This window comes from Variovorax paradoxus, assembly GCF_040544635.1.
Lineage (GTDB): Bacteria > Pseudomonadota > Gammaproteobacteria > Burkholderiales > Burkholderiaceae_C > Variovorax > Variovorax paradoxus_R.
This window is the reverse complement of sequence record NZ_JBEPKJ010000003.1, coordinates 240,706-258,455: the sequence shown is the minus strand read 5'-3', so window position 1 is coordinate 258,455 and position 17,750 is coordinate 240,706. Positions and strand designations below refer to the sequence as shown.

The following is a 17,750-nucleotide window of genomic DNA, read 5'->3' as shown; positions in this document are numbered from 1 at the left end:
AGCCTCTGTTCAATGGCCTACCTTTGTCACTGCACGTGACACCCGGATTACAAAACGCAATGACGACGACGTCCAGCATCCTTCCGCAAGGCGCACCGCCTGTGCCGAACACGTCCGAAAACGACGCCCGGCAGGGCGACGACGGGCATTCCCATATCGCACCGGGCGAGATCGCCGTCGGCGTGATCATCGGGCGGGCATCGGAATACTTCGATTTCTTCGTTTACGGCATTGCCTCGGTGCTGGTGTTCCCGGCGGTTTTCTTTCCGTTCGAGGCACGCCTGGAGGGAACCCTTTACGCCTTCGTGGTTTTTTCGTTCGCGTTCATTGCGCGGCCGTTCGGAACCGTCATTTCCATGAGCATTCAGCGACGGTTCGGGCGAGAAGCCAAGCTGACCATCGCCCTGTTCCTGCTGGGAACCTCCACCGCGGGTATTGCCTTTCTGCCGGGGTACGCGAGCATCGGGTTCACGTCGATCGTGCTGCTGTCGGTGTTTCGCTTTGCCCAGGGCCTGGCGCTCGGCGGCTCGTGGGACGGGCTACCCTCGCTGCTGGCGCTCAATGCGCCGCAGAACCGCCGCGGCTGGTACGCCATGCTCGGCCAGTTGGGCGCACCGCTCGGCTTTTTCGTGGCCAGCGCACTTTTTGCCTATCTCTACAGCAGCCTGGCGCTCAAGGACTTTCTCGATTGGGGCTGGCGCTACACCTTCTATGTTGCGTTCGCGATCAACGTGGTGGCACTGTTCGCGCGCCTGCGGCTGGTGGCTACCGAAGAGTATTCGCGCCTGCTCGAAGAGCGCGAGTTGCAGCCCACCAGCGTGGTCGAGCTGACCCGCTCGCAAGGCACCAACCTGCTGATCGGCGCGTTCGCCGCGCTGGCCAGCTATGCGCTGTTCCACCTGGTCACGGTGTTCCCGCTGTCGTGGATCACGCTGTATTCGGACCAGTCGATCACCGAGTTCCTGGTGGTGCAGATGATCGGCGCGGTGCTCTGCGCCGGCGGCATGGTGGCCTCGGGCCTGATTGCCGACCGCGTGGGGCGTCGTTTCACGCTGGGCGGCCTTGCAGGGATGATTGCGGTGTTCAGCGGCTTTGCGCCCACGCTGCTCGACGGCGGCCATATCGGGCAGGACATCTTCATTCTGCTGGGCTTCGTGCTGCTGGGGCTCTCGTACGGCCAGGCGGCCGGCGCGGTGACGTCGAACTTCGAGCCCAAGTACCGCTACACCGGTGCCGCGCTCACGGCCGACCTGGCCTGGCTCATCGGTGCGGCTTTTGCGCCCCTGGTGGCTCTGGGGCTGTCGGCGAATTTCGGGCTGGCGTATGTCAGCGTCTATCTGCTGTCCGGTGCGGTCGGCACGTTGGCGGCGCTGGGCTTGAACCGGGCGCTGGTGCGGGACTGATCGCCGTCAACGCGAGTGTTCGGACCTATCTAGCTGATGCACAAGACATTCCTCAAGGGCGATGCGACCCTTGAGGGATGAGAAGTAATTGTGACTACACAGGCCTTGAGCGCACGCCTTCTTCAATGGCATGGCTGACTAGAGTGCGCGCTATCTACAAGGGAAAACTCGACAAACTGCTAGCGTTTCAGATGTCTCGCAAGGGGTGCTCGCCCGACAACGCGGCGTGCGAAGGCTTCTTCGGCCGACTGAAAACGGAACTGTTCTACCCTCGGGACTGGAAGGCCACGACCATTGAGCAGTTCATCGAGGTAGTTGATTCCTACATCCGCCGGTACAACGAGAAGCGGATCAAGATCTCCCTTGGCTCTCTCAGCCCTATCGAATACAGACAAAGTCTCGGACTCGCGACATAAAACCAGTCCAAGTTTTTTATCCGCACCTCCCAACACAATCATTGAGCTCGCTTTGGCGAGCTTTTTTTTTGTCCGGCCGACGAAATAGGGGGCATGCCCGCGCGTGCGGATGCATAGGCAGGACAAGGGTACCGGGCTTTTCAGATCGTCCCGGTACTTATTGCTCAGGAAGGAAAGGGCATTTCTTCCATGTGCCCGCGTCGCTGGCGCTATCTAATTTGCAAACAAGAACTGCAGCGTCGAGACAGGCACGCGCCGGCCTTTCGGCGCTCACCAAGGAAGCACATGACCGCGATTACCGGCTCCAACGGCAACGACCTTCTCACCGGAACGGCCGGCAGCGACACCATCAACAGCGGCAACGGGGACGACAGCGTCAGCGCCGGAGCCGGGAACGATTCTGTGAATGGTGGCGCGGGAAACGACACGCTCGATGGCGGCAGCGGCAGCGACCAGCTCAACGGGGGATCGGGGAGCGACACCCTGATCTACAACGTCAGCGAAAACATCGCGGGGGGCACCAAAGACGTGTACACGGGCGGGGCGGATGTTGACACGCTCCAGTTCCAGTTCACGAGGGCGCAGTGGCTGGAGTCTTCCACCCAGACGCAGATTGCCGCCTATCTGGCCCATCTTGCAGCAGTGACCAATGCCAGGACCGGTGAGGTTTCCAACGGCTCGGCCAGCGATTTCGTTTTCAGCTTCGGGTCGTCCACGCTGACCGTCCAGATGACCGAAGCCCTGAGAGTCTTTGTGGACGGGGTCGAGGTGAATCCGGCCAACGAGGCGGTGAAGGCGCTGGGCGATGCGGGCGCGACGACCGAAGACGGCCCGGGGATTCAGATCCATGTGCTGCAGAACGATCTGGTCCCTGACCTGGTCAAGAGCTTGACGCTGGCCTCGGCGCCGGCCCACGGGACGGCGACGCTCGTTCAGCCGGCGATGGGCGATCCGTCGACCTGGTATTTCCAGTACCAGCCCCATGCAGCCGATTTCCAGTACCTGGCAGCGGGCGAGCACGCAACCGACACCTTCAGCTACGAGGTGAAGGACGCCGATGGCGGGACGGGGCTGGCCACGGTGACCATCACCATCACCGGTACCAACGATGGTCCGGTGATCACAGCCCAGGACCTGGCGGGTGCGGTGAGCGAGCAGGTCGCGCCGGCGGGCAATCTGAGCGACAGCGGCGTCATCGGCTTCAGCGACCTGGACCTGAGCGATGTGCACCTGGTGAGCGCCACCGGCACGCCGGTCGGCAGCGTGCTGGGCAGCCTGACAGCGGTCAAGAACGCCGACACCACGGGGACCGGCACGGGCGGCCAGCTCACCTGGACCTACACCGTGAACGCCACGGCCGTCGAGTACCTGGCCGCGGGCCAGACCCGGGTCGAGAGCTTCACCATCACGGTGAACGACCAGCACGGCGGCGTCGTCAGTCGGCAGATCGACGTGACCATCACCGGCACCAACGACGCGCCGACGATCGGCGCGGCCGATGCCGCTGCGGCGGTGACCGAGGATGCGGCGACGCCGACCCTGAGCGACAGCGGCACGATCACCTTCGACGACGTGGACCTGAGCGATGCGCACAGCGTCAGCGTGGCGGTCGGTCCAGGCAACACGCTGGGCGGTGTCTTGACGGCCGGCGTCAGCGATGCAGCCACGGGCGCGGGCGACGGCACGGTGACGTGGAACTACAGCGTAGCCAACGCGGCCACGCAGTATCTGGCCCAGGGCCAGACGGCGACGGAGACCTTCACCGTCAGCATCAACGATGGCCATGGCGGCACGGTCAATCAGCAGATCACTGTGACGGTGACCGGGACCAACGATGTTCCGGTGATTGGTGGTGTGGCCAGTGGCGCGGTCAGCGAGGATGCCTCGACACCGAACTTGAGCACCAGTGGTGCGCTGACGATCGCCGATGTTGACGCAGGACAGTCCAGCTTCACAGTCCAGCCCGGCACCGCTGGCAGCAACGGCCACGGCAACTTCACTCTGGCGGCCGACGGCAGCTGGACCTACACGGCCAACAACAGCCAAGCGGTGATTCAGCAGCTGGGCGCGGGTCAGTCGATCAGCGACAGCTTCACCGCTGTGTCGTCCGACGGGACAGCCAGCCAGGTGGTGACGGTGACCATCACCGGCACCAATGACGTGCCGGTGATCGGTGGCGTCGCCACCGGAGCGACGAGCGAGGATGACTCGACCCCGAACCTGAGCACCAATGGTGCGCTGACGATCGCCGATGTCGATGCAGGACAGTCCAGCTTCACAGCCCAGGCCGGTACCGCCGGCAGCAACGGCTACGGCAGCTTCAACTTGCTGGCCGACGGCAGCTGGAGCTACACGGCGGACAACAGCCAGGGCGCGATCCAGCAGCTGGGTGCCGGCCAGTCGCTCAGCGACAGCTTTACTGCAGTCTCGTCCGATGGAACGGCCAGCCAGCTCGTGACCGTGACCATCACCGGGACCAACGATGTGCCCGTGATCGGCGGCGTGGCCAGTGGTGCGGTGCAAGAAGATCTTGCGGTGGCTGCTGGCAACCTTGCGACCGGTGGTGCACTGACGATTGCCGATGTCGACCAGGGCCAGTCGAACTTCGCATCACAGGCAAGCACCGGCGGCACCAACGGCCACGGCAACTTCACACTGGCAGCCGACGGCACCTGGACCTACACGGCCAACAATGGCCAGGCGGCGATCCAACAGCTGGGCGCCGGTCAGTCGATCAGCGACAGCTTCACTGCAGTCTCGTCCGACGGCACCGCCAGCCAGGTGGTAACCGTGACGATTACCGGCACCAACGATGTGCCGGTGATTGGTGGTGTGTCCAGCGGCGCGGTCAGCGAGGATGCTTCGACCCCGAACCTGAGCACCAGCGGTGCGCTGACGATTGCCGATGTCGACCAAAGCCAGTCGAACTTCGCGCCTCAAGTGAGCACCGCTGGCAGCAATGGCTATGGCAGCTTCAGCTTGCTGGCTGATGGCAACTGGAGCTACACGGCGGACAACAGCCAGGTAGCGATCCAACAGCTGGGTGCCGGGGAGTCGATCAGCGACAGCTTCACCGCAGTTTCCTCCGACGGTACGGCCAACCAGCTCGTGACGGTGACCATCACTGGCACCAACGACGTGCCGGTGATTGGTGGTGTGGCCAGTGGCGCGGTGAGCGAGGATGCTTCGACCCCGAACGTGAGCACCAGTGGTGCGCTGACGATTGCCGATGTCGACCAGGGCCAGTCGAACTTCGCGCCCCAAGCGAGCACCGCTGGCGGCAACGGCTACGGCAACTTCACGCTGGCGGCCGACGGCAACTGGACCTACACGGCCAACAATGGCCAAGCAGCGATCCAGCAGTTGGGCGCCGGCGAGTCGATCAGCGATAGCTTCACTGCAGTCTCGTCCGACGGTACGGCCAGCCAGTTGGTGACCGTGACCATCACCGGGACCAATGACGTGCCAGTGATCGGTGGCGTCGCCACCGGCGCGACGAGCGAGGATGAATCGACGCCGAACCTGAGCACCGGCGGTGCATTGACGATCGCCGATGTCGATGCCGGTCAGTCGAACTTCGCGCCTCAAGCAAGCACCGCCGGCGGCAACGGCTACGGCAGCTTCACGCTGGCGGCCGACGGCAGCTGGAGCTACACGGCTGACAACAGCCAAGCGGCGATCCAGCAACTGGGTGCCGGGGAGTCGCTCAGCGACAGTTTCACGGCAGTGTCGTTCGATGGGACGGCCAGCCAACTCGTGACCGTGACCATTACCGGGACCAACGATGTGCCGGTGGTCGGCGGCGTGGCCAGCGGTGCGGTGCAAGAAGATCTTGCGGTGGCTGCTGGCAACCTTGCGACTGGTGGTGCGCTGACGATTGCCGACGTTGATGCCGGTCAGTCCAATTTCACCCCCCAGGCCGGCACCGCCGGCAGCAACGGCTATGGCAGCTTCAGCTTGCTGGCTGATGGCAGCTGGAGCTACACGGCCGACAACAGCCAGGCGGCGATCCAGCAGTTGGGCGCCGGCGAGTCGATCAGCGACAGTTTCACCGCCGTGTCGTCCGACGGCACCGCCAGCCGGCTCGTGACGGTGACGATTACCGGCACCAACGACGTGCCGGTGATCGGCGGGGTGGCCAGTGGCGCGGTCAGCGAGGATGACTTGACACCGAATCTGAGCACCGGCGGTGCGCTGACGATTGCCGATGTCGATCAGGGCCAGTCCAACTTCGCGCCCCAAGCGAGCGCCAGCGGCAGCAACGGCTACGGCAGCTTCACGCTGGCGACCGACGGCAGCTGGAGCTACACGGCCAACAATGGCCAAGCAGCGATCCAGCAACTGGGCGCCGGTCAAACGATCAGCGACAGCTTCACCGCCGTGTCGTCCGACGGCACGGCCAGCCAGCTCGTGACGGTGACCATCACTGGCACCAACGACGTGCCGGTGATTGGTGGTGTGGCCAGTGGCGCGGTGAGCGAGGATGCTTCGACCCCGAACCTGAGCACCAGTGGTGCGCTGACGATCGCCGATGTTGACCAGGGCCAGTCGAACTTCGCGCCGCAGGCGAGCACTGCCGGTAGCAATGGCTACGGCAGCTTCAACTTGCTGGCCGACGGCAGCTGGAGCTACACGGCGGACAACAGCCAGGGCGCGATCCAGCAGCTGGGTGCCGGCCAGTCGCTCAGCGACAGCTTTACTGCAGTCTCGTCCGATGGAACGGCCAGCCAGCTCGTGACCGTGACCATCACCGGGACCAACGATGTGCCCGTGATCGGCGGCGTGGCCAGTGGTGCGGTGCAAGAAGATCTTGCGGTGGCTGCTGGCAACCTTGCGACCGGTGGCGCGCTGACGATTGCCGATGTCGATGCAGGACAGTCCAGTTTTGCAGCCCAGGCCGGCACCGCCGGCAGCAATGGCTACGGCAGTTTCGCGCTGGCAACCGACGGCAACTGGACCTACACGGCCGACAACAGCCAAAGCGCGATCCAGCAACTGGGCGCCGGCCAGTCGCTCAGCGACAGCTTCACTGCAGTCTCGTCCGATGGGACGGCCAGCCAAGTGGTGACTGTGACCATCACCGGGACCAACGACGTGCCGGTGATCGGCGGCGTCGCCAGCGGCGCGCTGAGCGAGGATGCCTCGACCCCGAACCTGAGCACCAGCGGTGCGCTGACGATCGCGGATGTCGACCAAGGCCAGTCGAACTTCGCGTCGCAGGCGAGCACCGGCGGCAGCAACGGCTACGGCAACTTCACGCTGGCGGCCGACGGCAGCTGGACCTACACGGCTGACAACAGCCAAAGCGCGATCCAGCAACTGGGCGCGGGTCAATCGATCAACGACAGCTTCACCGCGGTGTCGTCGGATGGCACCGCCAGCCAGGTGGTGACCGTGACAATTACCGGGACCAACGACGTGCCGGTGATCGGTGGCGTTGCCAGCGGCGCGGTGAGCGAGGACGCCTCGACGCCGAACCTGAGCACCAGCGGTGCGCTGACGATCGCCGATGTCGATGCAGGGGAGTCCAGCTTCACAGCCCAAGCCGGCACCGCCGGCAGCAACGGCTACGGCAGCTTCGCGCTGGCGGCCAATGGCAACTGGACCTACACCGCCAACAACAGCCAGACTGCGATCCAGCAGCTGGCCGCAGGTCAATCGATCAGCGACAGCTTCACTGCAGTCTCGTCCGATGGAACGGCCAACCGGGTGGTGACCGTGACGATCGCCGGCACCAACGACGCACCCGTCCTGAGTGCTGCTGCGACACCCGCTCTGGCGTCGGTCAACGAGGATGCCGGTGCACCGGCCGGGGCCGTGGGGACGCTCGTATCAAGCCTGGTGAACCTGAATCCGCCAGCCGGCGGGCTCGACAACGTGACCGATGCGGACAACGGCGCCATCACCGGCATCGCGCTGACGGGTGTGAATGCCGCCAACGGAAGCTGGTGGTACTCCACCAATGGCGGCGCCAACTGGGCGGCGGTGGGTGCGGTGTCGGACGCGTCTGCACTGCTGCTGGCTGCGAACGCGAACACGCGTGTCTACTTCCAGGGGAATTTGAACTTCAACGGGACGCTCAGCGATGGCATCACCTTCCGCGCCTGGGATCAGACGAGCGGCGTGGCGGGAACCACGGTGAGCACAGTCACGAACGGGAACAGCTCCGCGTTCTCGAGCGCGACCGACACGGCGAGCATCACCGTCAGCGCGGTGAACGACAACCCGGTCGCCGTGGCCGACAGGATCATCGTGTCGAACAGCACGCTTGTCACGCTGTCGGCGAGCTCGCTGCTCGGTAACGACACCGACATCGACGGCCTCGCCTTGACGATCACCAGCGTCGGCGGCGCGGTCGGGATTTCCGGCCTGACGCTGGATGCCACCAACGGCACGATCAGCTTCACCAGCGGCAGCACGGCGGGAGCCACGGCCGGCAGTTTCCAGTACACCGTGTCGGACGGCGCCGGGGGGACCGCGACGGCGACGGCGACGATCGACGTCAGGGCGGTGTCCACCGGAAACGGCGCCGACACGATCGATCTCAGCACGGCCGGCACGTATCAAGCCTCCTACATCGATGGCCGCGGGGGGGCCGATGACCTGACGGGTGGTGCGGCCGGTGACGTCTTCATCGGAGGAAGCGGCAACGGCAACGACGACCTGACCGGCTCGGGGGGCAATGACCTTCTGGTCGGCGGCGGCGGCGACGACACGTTGTCCGGCGGCGCCGGCAACGACGTGCTGCGTGGTGGCACCGGCAACGGTGACACGATGGACGGCGGCGCCGGAAGCGAAGATCTGCTCGACTTCTCGGACGGTACCGTGGCAGTCAACTTCACGCTCGTGCAGAGCGCTGGTTCGACCAGCATCGCCAACGACACGGGTGGTCTCGGCCAGAACGACGTCTATCAGAACATCGAAGGCGTGATCGGAACGAGCCTGGCCGACACCCTCACGGGCAGCACCTCGAACGACATCATCCGCGGCGGTGCCGGCAACGACATCCTCGACGGCGCCAGTGGCAATGCAGACCTGCTCGACTTCTCAGGCGGCCAGGCCGGCCTCACGTTCACGCTGATGCAAAGCAGCAGCGCGACGAACTTCAATACCGGTGCCGCCGGGCTAGGCACCGACAGCTACAAGAACTTCGAGGGCGTCATCGGCACGACCTTTGCCGACACGATCACCGGCTCGGCATCGAACGACCAATTGCGCGGCGGCGGCGGCAACGATGTGATCAACGGCCTTGCGGGCGACGACCGCATCGTCGGTGGGGCCGGCGCCGACATACTCACAGGCGGCGCGGACAACGACACCTTCGTCTTCGACTCGGCGCCCAACGCGGTGGACTCGGTCACCGACTTCAATGCTTCGGGATCGGCGGCGAGCGGCGATCTGGTCGAGCTGTCGCTCGGCACGTTCACCGCCCTCACGACCGCGAGCGGCAACACGCTCTCAGCGGCCGAGTTTGCGTCCTCGGACGGTGGCGGTGCGGGAGACATGGTGGGCGCGGGCGTGCATGTGATCTACGACAGCGCGACGGGCAACCTGTACTACGACGCCGACGGCCAGAGCGCCGCCAACCGCACGCTGGTTGCAACCTTGACGCTGACCAATCCGGCCGACACCTTCGACAGCAACGACATCAAGGTGGGCCTGTGAGTTTTCGCCAGCCGCCCGCGGATGCGGGTGGCAGCGCGCGCGAGACATCGACATGAAGCCACTTCTCCAGCTTCTCAAGCGACCGCTTCTCTTTGTCGGCGGCTTCTCGTTCTTCGTGAACCTGCTGCTGCTGGCCCCCGCGCTCTTCATGCTGCAGGTTTTTGACCGGGTGCTGACGAGCCAGAGCCGGGAGACGCTGCTGGTGCTGTTGCTGGGTGTCGGCGTGGCGCTCGGCCTGATGCTGATGCTGGACTATCTGCGCAGCCGGCTGCAGGGCGTCGCGGGCAACCTGATCGCCGAGCAGCTGTCTCCGGTGGTTGCCAAAGTCATGCTGGTGCACACGGCGCGCCGTGCCGAGCGCGCGCCCTGCGAAGGCTTGCGCGACGTCGCGGCGCTGCGCAACCTGTTTTCCTCCCAGGGGCTGCTGGCCTTGTTCGATGTGCCATGGGTATTCGTCTATGTCGCGGTCATCTGGCTGGCGCATCCGATGCTGGGTGTGGCCGCGGCCGCCGCGTCGTTGCTGATGCTCGTCCTTGCCGTGGTGAACGACCGCATCACGCGCCGCGATATTGAAGCCCTGCAGAAGGAAGCCGCCCGGGCCACGCGCTACCTCGAATCTTCGATGCAGAACGCAGAGCTGGCGCAGTCGCTCGGAATGGGGGAGGCGGTGATCGGGCGCTGGCGGACTCTCAACGCAGGCGTCGCAGCGCTGCAGGGGCCGACTGCGCGCAAGTCGGTGGCGATGGCCGCGCTCACGCGGACCACGCGCCAGGCGGTGCAAGTGCTGTTGCAGGGACTGGGCGCCTACCTCGTCATCACGGGCGAAGGCACGCCGGGCATCCTGGTGGCCTGCACTATCCTGCTCGGCCGGGCTCTGGCGCCGGTCGAACAAGTGGTGGGGAGCTGGCGCGTGCTGGCCGAGGGGCGCCTGGCTTTCGCGCGCCTGTCCGAGGTGCTGGGCGCCGCCGAGCGTCAGCCGCAACGCATGGCGCTGCCGGCTCCGAGCGGCCGCCTGCACGCGGAAGGCCTCGTGTTCCGGCCTTCGCAGGGCGAGCGGATGATTCTCGCCGGCGTGTCGTTGAGCCTGGAGCCGGGCGAGTCGCTGGCCATCACCGGCGCCAGCGGTGCCGGCAAGTCGACGCTGGTGCGCCTGCTGACTGGCCTGTGGAGGCCCCATGCAGGTGTCGTGCGGCTGGACGATGTCGACATCGCGCAATGGCCGCGCGAAGAACTCGGCCCCTGGCTCGGCTATGTGCCGCAGGATGTGGAGCTGTTCGCCGGCACCGTTGCCGACAACATCGCGCGGCTGGGCGAGGTCGATCCGGACAAGGTCGTGCAAGCGGCGCAGCGTGCCGGCGTGCATGCGCTGATCCTGACGCTGCCCGAGGGTTACGACACCGTCGTCGACAACATGGGCGTGATGCTGTCGCCGGGCCAGCGCCAGCGTATTGCGCTGGCACGCGCGCTCTATGGCAACCCGAAGCTGCTGGTGCTGGACGAGCCCAACTCCAACCTCGACGGGGCGGGCGAACTGGCGCTGGGCGAGGCCCTGAAGGCGCTGCGCGGCCAGGTCACGGTGATCGTCGTCACGCACCGCAGCGCGCTGGTTCAGCAAATGGACAAGCTGATGGTGCTGGAGGCCGGCCGCGTCAAGCAGTACGGGCCGGTGGCGGAAGTGATGCAAACGATCAGGCGTGCGGGCCAGAGCCCGGGCGGCGCCCAAGTGGTGATGATGCCGGCGCGCGCTTCGGAGGTTGCCCGATGAATCACATGGCGCATGCGATCGCGGCCAACGACCCGCTGGCGCTCCATGTGCGCGAAGCGCGTCACCTGGCGCACTGGGGCTTGGCCGTGCTGGTCTGCGGGCTGCTGCCGGCTGCCTCCTGGTTGAGCTTTGCCCCGCTGTCGTCCGCCGTGGTGGCGCAGGCCCATGTGAAGGTGGACCTGAACCGGCGCCCGGTGCAGCATGCCGAAGGCGGCATTGTGCGCGAAGTCCTGGTGCGCGACGGCCAGCATGTGCGGCAGGGAGAGCCCTTGCTCGTGCTGGGCGACGTCTCGGTCGATGCCGACAGGAACCGGTTGGACCACCGCGTCAAGACCGAGCGTGCCAGCCTCGCGCGGCTCGACGCGGAGCAGACCATGGCGCGCGCAATCGCCTTCCCGCCCGACGTGGTCGAGACCGCCGCAGCCGATCCGCGCCTGGCCGCGCAGCTGGACAAGGAGAACGCACTGTTCGAGGCGAGGCGTGATGCACTGGTGGGGCAGGTGCGCCTCTTGCGTTCGCAACGCGAGAAAGTGGCCGAGGAAATCGTGGCACTGCGCGCCCAGATCATGCGGGCGAGTGAGTCGATGACCTTCCAGAAAGGCGACCTGGAGACCAACCGCAAGCTGCTCAAAGATGGCTTCATCTCGGCCGCGCGCATTGCGCAGCTCGAAGGTACCGTGGCCGACTACGGCGTGAAGATCGAGGAGCGGCGCGCGGAACTCGCGCGCGCCGAGCAGCGCACGGTCGATGCCGATCTGCGCATCCGCTCGCTGGAGAGCGAGTACCGCCAGCAGGCGAGCGACCAACTCAAGGTCACGGCGGCCCGGCTGGCGGAAATCGAGCAGGAGCGGCGCAAGTCGACCGATGCCTCGGCGCGGCAGGTAATCACGGCGCCGGCCAGCGGCGAGATCATCGATCTGAAGTATTCGACGCCCGGCGCGGTGATTCCGCCCCGCGAGACCATTGCCGACGTTGTGCCCGACGACACCCGCCTGGTGACCGATGCGCGCGTTCGTCCAGAGGACATCGGCCGGATCCAGCGCGGCCAGCCGGCCGAGATCCGTTTCACGGCATTCAAGTACCGCACCACGCAGCTGGTGCATGGCAAGGTGGTCTACGTGTCGGGCGATCGCCTGATCGACCGTGCGACCAGTGCTCCCTACTACTCGGTGCTGGTCGAGGCCGATGCGGCTTCGCTCGCGACGGCGGGAGACCTGAAGCTGCTCGCCGGCATGCCCGCCGAGATCTACCTGCAGGGGGAGGAGCGCACCGCACTCCAGTACCTGGTGGAGCCGGTCACCCAGGTGCTGCGCCGCGCCGCGCGCGAGCGTTGATGCGCCGCGAGCGCTCAGCCGGGCTTGCCGTCCAACCGGGCCCGGGTCAGCACGGGCCAGTAGCGCACGGCAAACAGGCCGAAGCCCAGGCTGTTAGCGCCAGTGCAATCGTGATCAGCGGGGGATGCGGATAACCGGTTCGAAACGGCCCCGCAAGGCGCTTCGAACAAGCCAGCAGCACGCCAGCGTGGATAGCCTGAGCGGCTCCACGCTGCGTGGGCTTAACCAGACCGTAACGATGCCCAACCTTTCAAGCTGTCGATTTCATTGGTTTTGTGCATCAGCTAGATAAGTCCGCGGGTGTTCGAAAAAGGGGCCGGTCGGCCCCTTTTGTGTTTCAGGCGCCGAGGCGCCCGCTGGCTTAGGATTCGCTTCATGTTCACCGCCGCCATCTTCGACATGGACGGGCTGCTCATCGATTCGGAGCGGCCCATCATGGCCGCCTGGATCGAAGCCGCCCGCACGCTCGACATCGAGCTTTCGCACACCCAGTACCTGCAATGCGTGGGGCTGGCCATGGGCGAGTCGAGGCAGATCCTTGCGACGCTGCTCGGCGGCACGGCCGCCTACCAGCACGCGGCGACGCAAGTGACCGCCGCGCTGCAGCTGCAGCGCGCCGACGGCGACGCCCGGCCGCTCTTCCCCATCAAGCCCGGCGCGGCCGAGTTGCTCACCGCCTTGCGCGGACTCGGCACACGCTGTGCGGTTGCCTCGTCGTCCACGCGCGGCCAGATCGCGGCTTGCCTGGGTAGCCTTGACGTGCTCCATCATTTCGAGGCTTTCGCGGGCGGCGACGAGGTAGCACGCGCCAAACCAGACCCGGCGCTGTACCTGCTTGCGGCCGAGCGCCTGGGTGTGGACCCTGCGCAATGCGTGGCCTTCGAAGACAGCGAGAACGGCGCGAAGGCGGCGCTGGCGGCTGGCCTCAGGGTCGTCATCGTGCCGGACCTCAAGCACCCGCCGGAGTCGATCATCGGACAGGCGTTTCATGTGCTCGATTCGCTGCACGACGCCATGGCGCACCTGCCGCTGTGGTTTCCCGCCCCCGAGCAGAAGCGCGCCTGACCTGCCGGCTCAGAGCACTTCGTCGCGCAGCTGCGGAAACACCTTCGACACCTTGGCGAGCAGGTAGTCGCCATAGCGGCCGCTGAAGGCGTGCACATTGGCGCGGTCCCAGCGCTCGGCGCTGTCGTCGCGCGCCTCGGCACCGGCCAGGCCCTCGATGCGCTGCACGCGGGCTTCGAAGTTCGGATCGAAGAACAGCGGGAACGAAAGCCGGTCGCGGCCCGAGGTGTTGCGCTTCACGCGGTGGGAGGTCGATTTGTAGAGCCCGCCGGTCATGCGGTCGAGCATGTCGCCGATATTGCAGACGAACGATCCGGAAATCGGCGGCGCATCGATCCAGCCGCCGGGCGTATGCACGGCGAGGCCGCCCACGTTGTCCTGGTGCAGGATGGTGAGCAGGCCGTAGTCGGTGTGCTCGCCCACGCCCCATTGCACGTCCAGCCCTTCGGGCACGGGCTGCGAGGGGTAGTTGAAGAGGCGGAACAGGATCAGCGGATCAGCGGTGTAACGCTCGGCGAAATACGTGGCCGGCAGACCGAGGCTCAGCGCGATGCCTTCCATCAGCCGGTGGCCCAGCTGCGTCACGGCCGCCATGTAGTCGAGGATGGTTTCGCGGAAGCCCGGCACGTCGGGGAACAGGTTCGGCCCGTGCACCGGCGTCTTCGCCAGCACCAGCGGGTGCGTGGCGGGCAGCTCGGTGCCCAGGTAGAGGCCTTCCTTCCAGTCGGGCCGGCCCGAGGTCAGCTCGCCGCCCAGCGGGAAGAAGCCGCGCCAGGCGCGTCCGCCGAGGGCCATGCGCCATTGCATCTTGGTTTCCTCGGGCAATTCGAAAAAGCGGTGGCTCAGCACTTCGAGCCGCTGCACCAGCGCCGCATCGACGCCGTGGCCCGTGACATAGAAGAAGCCGTGCGCGCGGCAGGCGGCGCCGATCTGCATGGCTACGCCGTCGCGTTCGGGCGTGCCGGCCACGAGCGGGGCGACATCGATCACGGGGAGCGTCTGTGTGTCGGTCATGGTCGAAGAGAGCATGTCACGCGCCGCGCGCGAAGGGCGAACGGATGTCCGAAAGAAACTGCTGCGCGCGGGGGTGCTGCGGCCGGTTGAAGAAGTCGTCGGGCGTCGCGCGTTCGAGCACCTTGCCCTCGTCCATGAAGATCACGCGGTCGGCCACCTCGCGGGCAAAGCCCATCTCGTGCGTGACGCAGACCATGGTCATGCCGTCGCGCGTGAGGTCGCGCATCACCAGCAGCACCTCGCCCACCATCTCGGGGTCGAGTGCGCTGGTGGGCTCGTCGAACAGCATCAGGGGTGGCTGCATGGCGAGCGCGCGCGCAATGGCCACGCGCTGCTGCTGGCCGCCCGAGAGTTCGCTGGGCCACGCGTTGGCCTTGTTCGCGAGGCCCACGCGCTGCAGCAGTGCCATCGCGCGCTCCTCGGCTTCCTTGCGCGAGAGGCCGCGCAGCTGCATCGGCGCCATCGTGCAGTTCTGCAGCACCGTGAGGTGCGGAAACAGGTTGAACTGCTGGAACACGAAACCGATGCGCGAGCGGAACGCGTTCACGTCGGTGCCCGGTGCATGGATGTCCTGGCCTTCGAAAAGGATGCGGCCCGACTGGATCGGCTCCAGCCGGTTGAAGGTGCGGATCAGCGTCGATTTGCCCGAGCCCGAGGGGCCGCACACCACGACCACTTCGCCCTTGTGAATGGTTTCGTTGATGTCGACCAGGGCCTGGTAGCTGCCGTACCACTTGTTGACGTTCTGGAGTTCGATCATGCGGACACCTTGGGAGCCGAGGCGGGGTCGGCGATGGACATGCCGCGCCGCGCGAGCCGGCGTTCGAGCCAGTAGGCGAAGCGCGACAGGCCGAAGCACAGAATGAAGTAGGTCCCGCCCAGGATCAGGTAGATCTGGGCCGGCTTGGTGAACACCTGCGTGTTGATCTGCGTCGCGATGAACGACACCTCGGCCAGCCCGATGATGTAGCCCAGCGAGGTCTCCTTGATGGTCGAGACGAACTGGTTCACCAGCGAAGGCAGCATGCTGCGCAGTGCCTGCGGCAGCACCACGAGACGCATCGCGCGGCCATAGTCCAGGCCCAGCGCGCGGGCGGTTTCCATCTGGCCGCGCGGCAGGCCCTGGATGCCGGCGCGCACGATCTCGGCGAGGTAGGCGGCGTCGAAGATCACGAGCGCGATCAGCATGGTGGTGAACTGGTCGGTCTTCACGCCCGTCACGCTGGGCAGGAAGAAGTAGGCCCAGAAGATCACCATCAGCAATGGCAGCCCGCGCACGACGAAGACGAAGCCCGTCACCGGCCAGCGCAACCAGCGCCACGGGCTTACGCGTGCGAGGCCAAGCATGATGCCCAGCGGCAGCGCGAGCACCAGCCCGCAGGAGGCCAGCAGCAGCGTGAGCACCAGCCCGCCTAGCGGGCCGTTCGGGTACTGCCCGATGAGAAAGTAGACCCAGTAGTCGTTGATGATTTCGAGCATCTGGTGGGCCTCAGATGGTTCGCACCGGAAAGCGGTGGTGGTACCAGGTGGCCAGCCCGGTGATGGCCAGCGACACGGTCAGGTACGCCGCACTCGCGAACGCGAACGACTCGAAGCTGCGAAACGTCGCGCTCTCGACCTGACCGGCCTGGTACATCAGCTCGGCCACGCCGATCACCGTGGCGATCGACGTGTTCTTCCAGAGGCTCAGCGTCTGCGAAATGAGCGGCGGCACCGTCACCCGCAGCGCCTGCGGCAGCACCACGCGGCGCATGGTGCCCATGAAGCCGAAGCCCAGCGCACGGCCGGCTTCGAACTGCACCGTGGGAATCGCGCGGATCCCGCTGCGGATGTCTTCCGCCATGAAGGCGGCCGTGTAGAGCGCAAGCGCGATGATGGCGCTGTAGGCCTCGATGTGCCCCGCATACAGCCATTGCTTGATGCCCTCGGGCAGAAGCTCGGGCGCACCGAAGTACCAGAACAGCATGTGCGCGAGCAGCGGAATGTTGCGGATCGATTCCACGTACGCAAAGCCGAGCCAGCGCAGCGGCGCGAGGGGCGAAAGGCGCAGCAGCGCCACCACCAGTGCGATGGGCAGGGCAAGCAGCAGCGAGGCCGCCAGCAACTGCAGCGAGAGCAGCAGGCCCGCGACCAGCATGTCGTGGTACTTGCCGGTCAGCAGCAGCGAATAGTCGAACAGGGGCATGGGGGGCGACAGTATCACCGCCGCGGCGGGTTCCGCTCCCTCCCTCTCGACCCGAGATCAGTCGATCTTGTCGCTCTCGAGCTTGAAGTCGCGCGTCTGGAAGCCCGAAGCCGTGTTCGGCCCGTACCACTTGACGAAGATCTTCTGCGCTTCGCCCGACTTCTCGAGCTCGCGCAGCGTGTCGTCCACCACCGCCTTCAGTCCGCTCTCGCCCTTCTTGATGCCGATGGCCAGCGCCTCGGTGCTCAGGTTCTGCTTGAGCACCACGTACTTGGCCTTCTGCGGGCCGAGCTTGGCGTAGCTGCGCAGCAGCGCGGCCTCGTCGTCCACATAGCCCACGCCCTTGCCCTGCTGCAGCGCCTGGAAGGCCTGCTGGCTCGTGTCGAAGGTCACCACCTCGGCGGTAGGCACGGCCTTGCGGATGTTCGGCTCCTGCGTGCCGCCGCGAATGGTCAGCACCTTCTTGCCGGCGAGTTGCGGCACGTCGGTAATGCCGCTGTCCTTCTTCACGATGGCCTTCTGGCCGGTGACGAAGGTGGTGAGAGAAAAATCGATCTGCGCCTCGCGCTCCTTGTTGTGCGTGAGGCCCGCGGCCACCAGGTCGACGTGGCCCTGCTGCAGCTCGGGAATGCGCGCGGCCACCGCGATCTGCTTGAGCACCGGCTTAACGCCGATCTTCTTGGCAATCGCGTTCACCAGGTCGACCTCGTAGCCGACGATCTGGCGGGTCTTCGGGTCGATGAAGGTCGCGGGCTCGTCGGTGCCGAGCACGCCGACCACGAGTTCGCCCTTTTTCTTGATGTCGGCGAGCTGGTCTGCGTGGGCGGCGATGCCCGTCAGCAGGGCGGAGGCGGCGAGGGCCGCGGCAATGAGGTTCAAGCGCATGTTCTTCTCCTTCTTGGA

The 17,750-nt window shown here is 66.0% G+C and carries 10 protein-coding genes and 1 pseudogene; 6 read left to right on the top strand and 5 right to left on the bottom strand.

All coding sequences use genetic code 11. The features are described 5' to 3' along the window. The first annotated feature begins 59 nt into the window (after window positions 1-59). The 6 genes and pseudogenes from ABIC94_RS06970 to ABIC94_RS06945 all read left to right on the top strand — a co-directional run bounded on the left by ABIC94_RS06970 (window position 60) and on the right by ABIC94_RS06945 (window position 13,648). A complete protein-coding gene (locus tag ABIC94_RS06970) occupies window positions 60-1,403 on the top strand; it encodes an MFS transporter (protein ID WP_354372305.1) in 1,344 nt (447 codons plus the stop codon). A gap of 185 nt (window positions 1,404-1,588) precedes the next feature. Beyond that, window positions 1,589-1,819, top strand: a pseudogene (locus ABIC94_RS06965) (IS3 family transposase); the annotation flags it as partial. A 285-nt stretch (window positions 1,820-2,104) separates the two neighbouring features. Next, window positions 2,105-9,484 (top strand): VCBS domain-containing protein, encoded by a 7,380-nt coding sequence (locus tag ABIC94_RS06960; protein WP_354372304.1) that lies wholly within the window; start codon window positions 2,105-2,107, stop codon window positions 9,482-9,484. 52 nt (window positions 9,485-9,536) lie between these two features. Continuing rightward, entirely contained in the window at window positions 9,537-11,249 is a 1,713-nt protein-coding gene (locus ABIC94_RS06955; RefSeq protein ID WP_354372303.1) for a type I secretion system permease/ATPase, read from the top strand. Next, window positions 11,246-12,583 carry an HlyD family type I secretion periplasmic adaptor subunit gene (locus ABIC94_RS06950; protein ID WP_354372302.1) on the top strand — a complete coding sequence of 446 codons (1,338 nt, stop codon included), beginning with the start codon at window positions 11,246-11,248 and terminating at the stop codon, window positions 12,581-12,583. The genes ABIC94_RS06955 and ABIC94_RS06950 overlap by 4 nt, the downstream gene beginning before the upstream one ends. A gap of 375 nt (window positions 12,584-12,958) precedes the next feature. Then, entirely contained in the window at window positions 12,959-13,648 is a 690-nt protein-coding gene (locus ABIC94_RS06945; protein ID WP_354372301.1) for an HAD family hydrolase, read from the top strand. Between the two features lie 9 nt (window positions 13,649-13,657). Here ABIC94_RS06945 and ABIC94_RS06940 read toward each other — a convergent pair whose 3' ends face one another. From ABIC94_RS06940 to ABIC94_RS06920, 5 genes are read right to left on the bottom strand one after another with little or no spacing between them, the layout of a single operon-like run. After that, window positions 13,658-14,662: an isopenicillin N synthase family dioxygenase gene (locus ABIC94_RS06940; protein ID WP_354372300.1), complete on the bottom strand. Its 1,005-nt coding sequence runs from the start codon at window positions 14,660-14,662 to the stop codon at window positions 13,658-13,660. A gap of 16 nt (window positions 14,663-14,678) precedes the next feature. Further along, window positions 14,679-15,422 carry an amino acid ABC transporter ATP-binding protein gene (locus ABIC94_RS06935; RefSeq protein ID WP_354372299.1) on the bottom strand — a complete coding sequence of 248 codons (744 nt, stop codon included), beginning with the start codon at window positions 15,420-15,422 and terminating at the stop codon, window positions 14,679-14,681. Next, the gene (locus tag ABIC94_RS06930) at window positions 15,419-16,141 is read right to left on the bottom strand and encodes an amino acid ABC transporter permease (protein ID WP_354372298.1); all 723 of its coding nucleotides are present in this window, start codon (window positions 16,139-16,141) and stop codon (window positions 15,419-15,421) included. The genes ABIC94_RS06935 and ABIC94_RS06930 overlap by 4 nt, the downstream gene beginning before the upstream one ends. 10 nt (window positions 16,142-16,151) lie before the next feature. After that, window positions 16,152-16,847 carry an amino acid ABC transporter permease gene (locus ABIC94_RS06925; protein ID WP_354372297.1) on the bottom strand — a complete coding sequence of 232 codons (696 nt, stop codon included), beginning with the start codon at window positions 16,845-16,847 and terminating at the stop codon, window positions 16,152-16,154. 57 nt (window positions 16,848-16,904) lie between these two features. Next, entirely contained in the window at window positions 16,905-17,732 is an 828-nt protein-coding gene (locus ABIC94_RS06920; RefSeq protein ID WP_354372296.1) for an ABC transporter substrate-binding protein, read from the bottom strand. Between the last annotated feature and the right edge of the window lie 18 nt (window positions 17,733-17,750).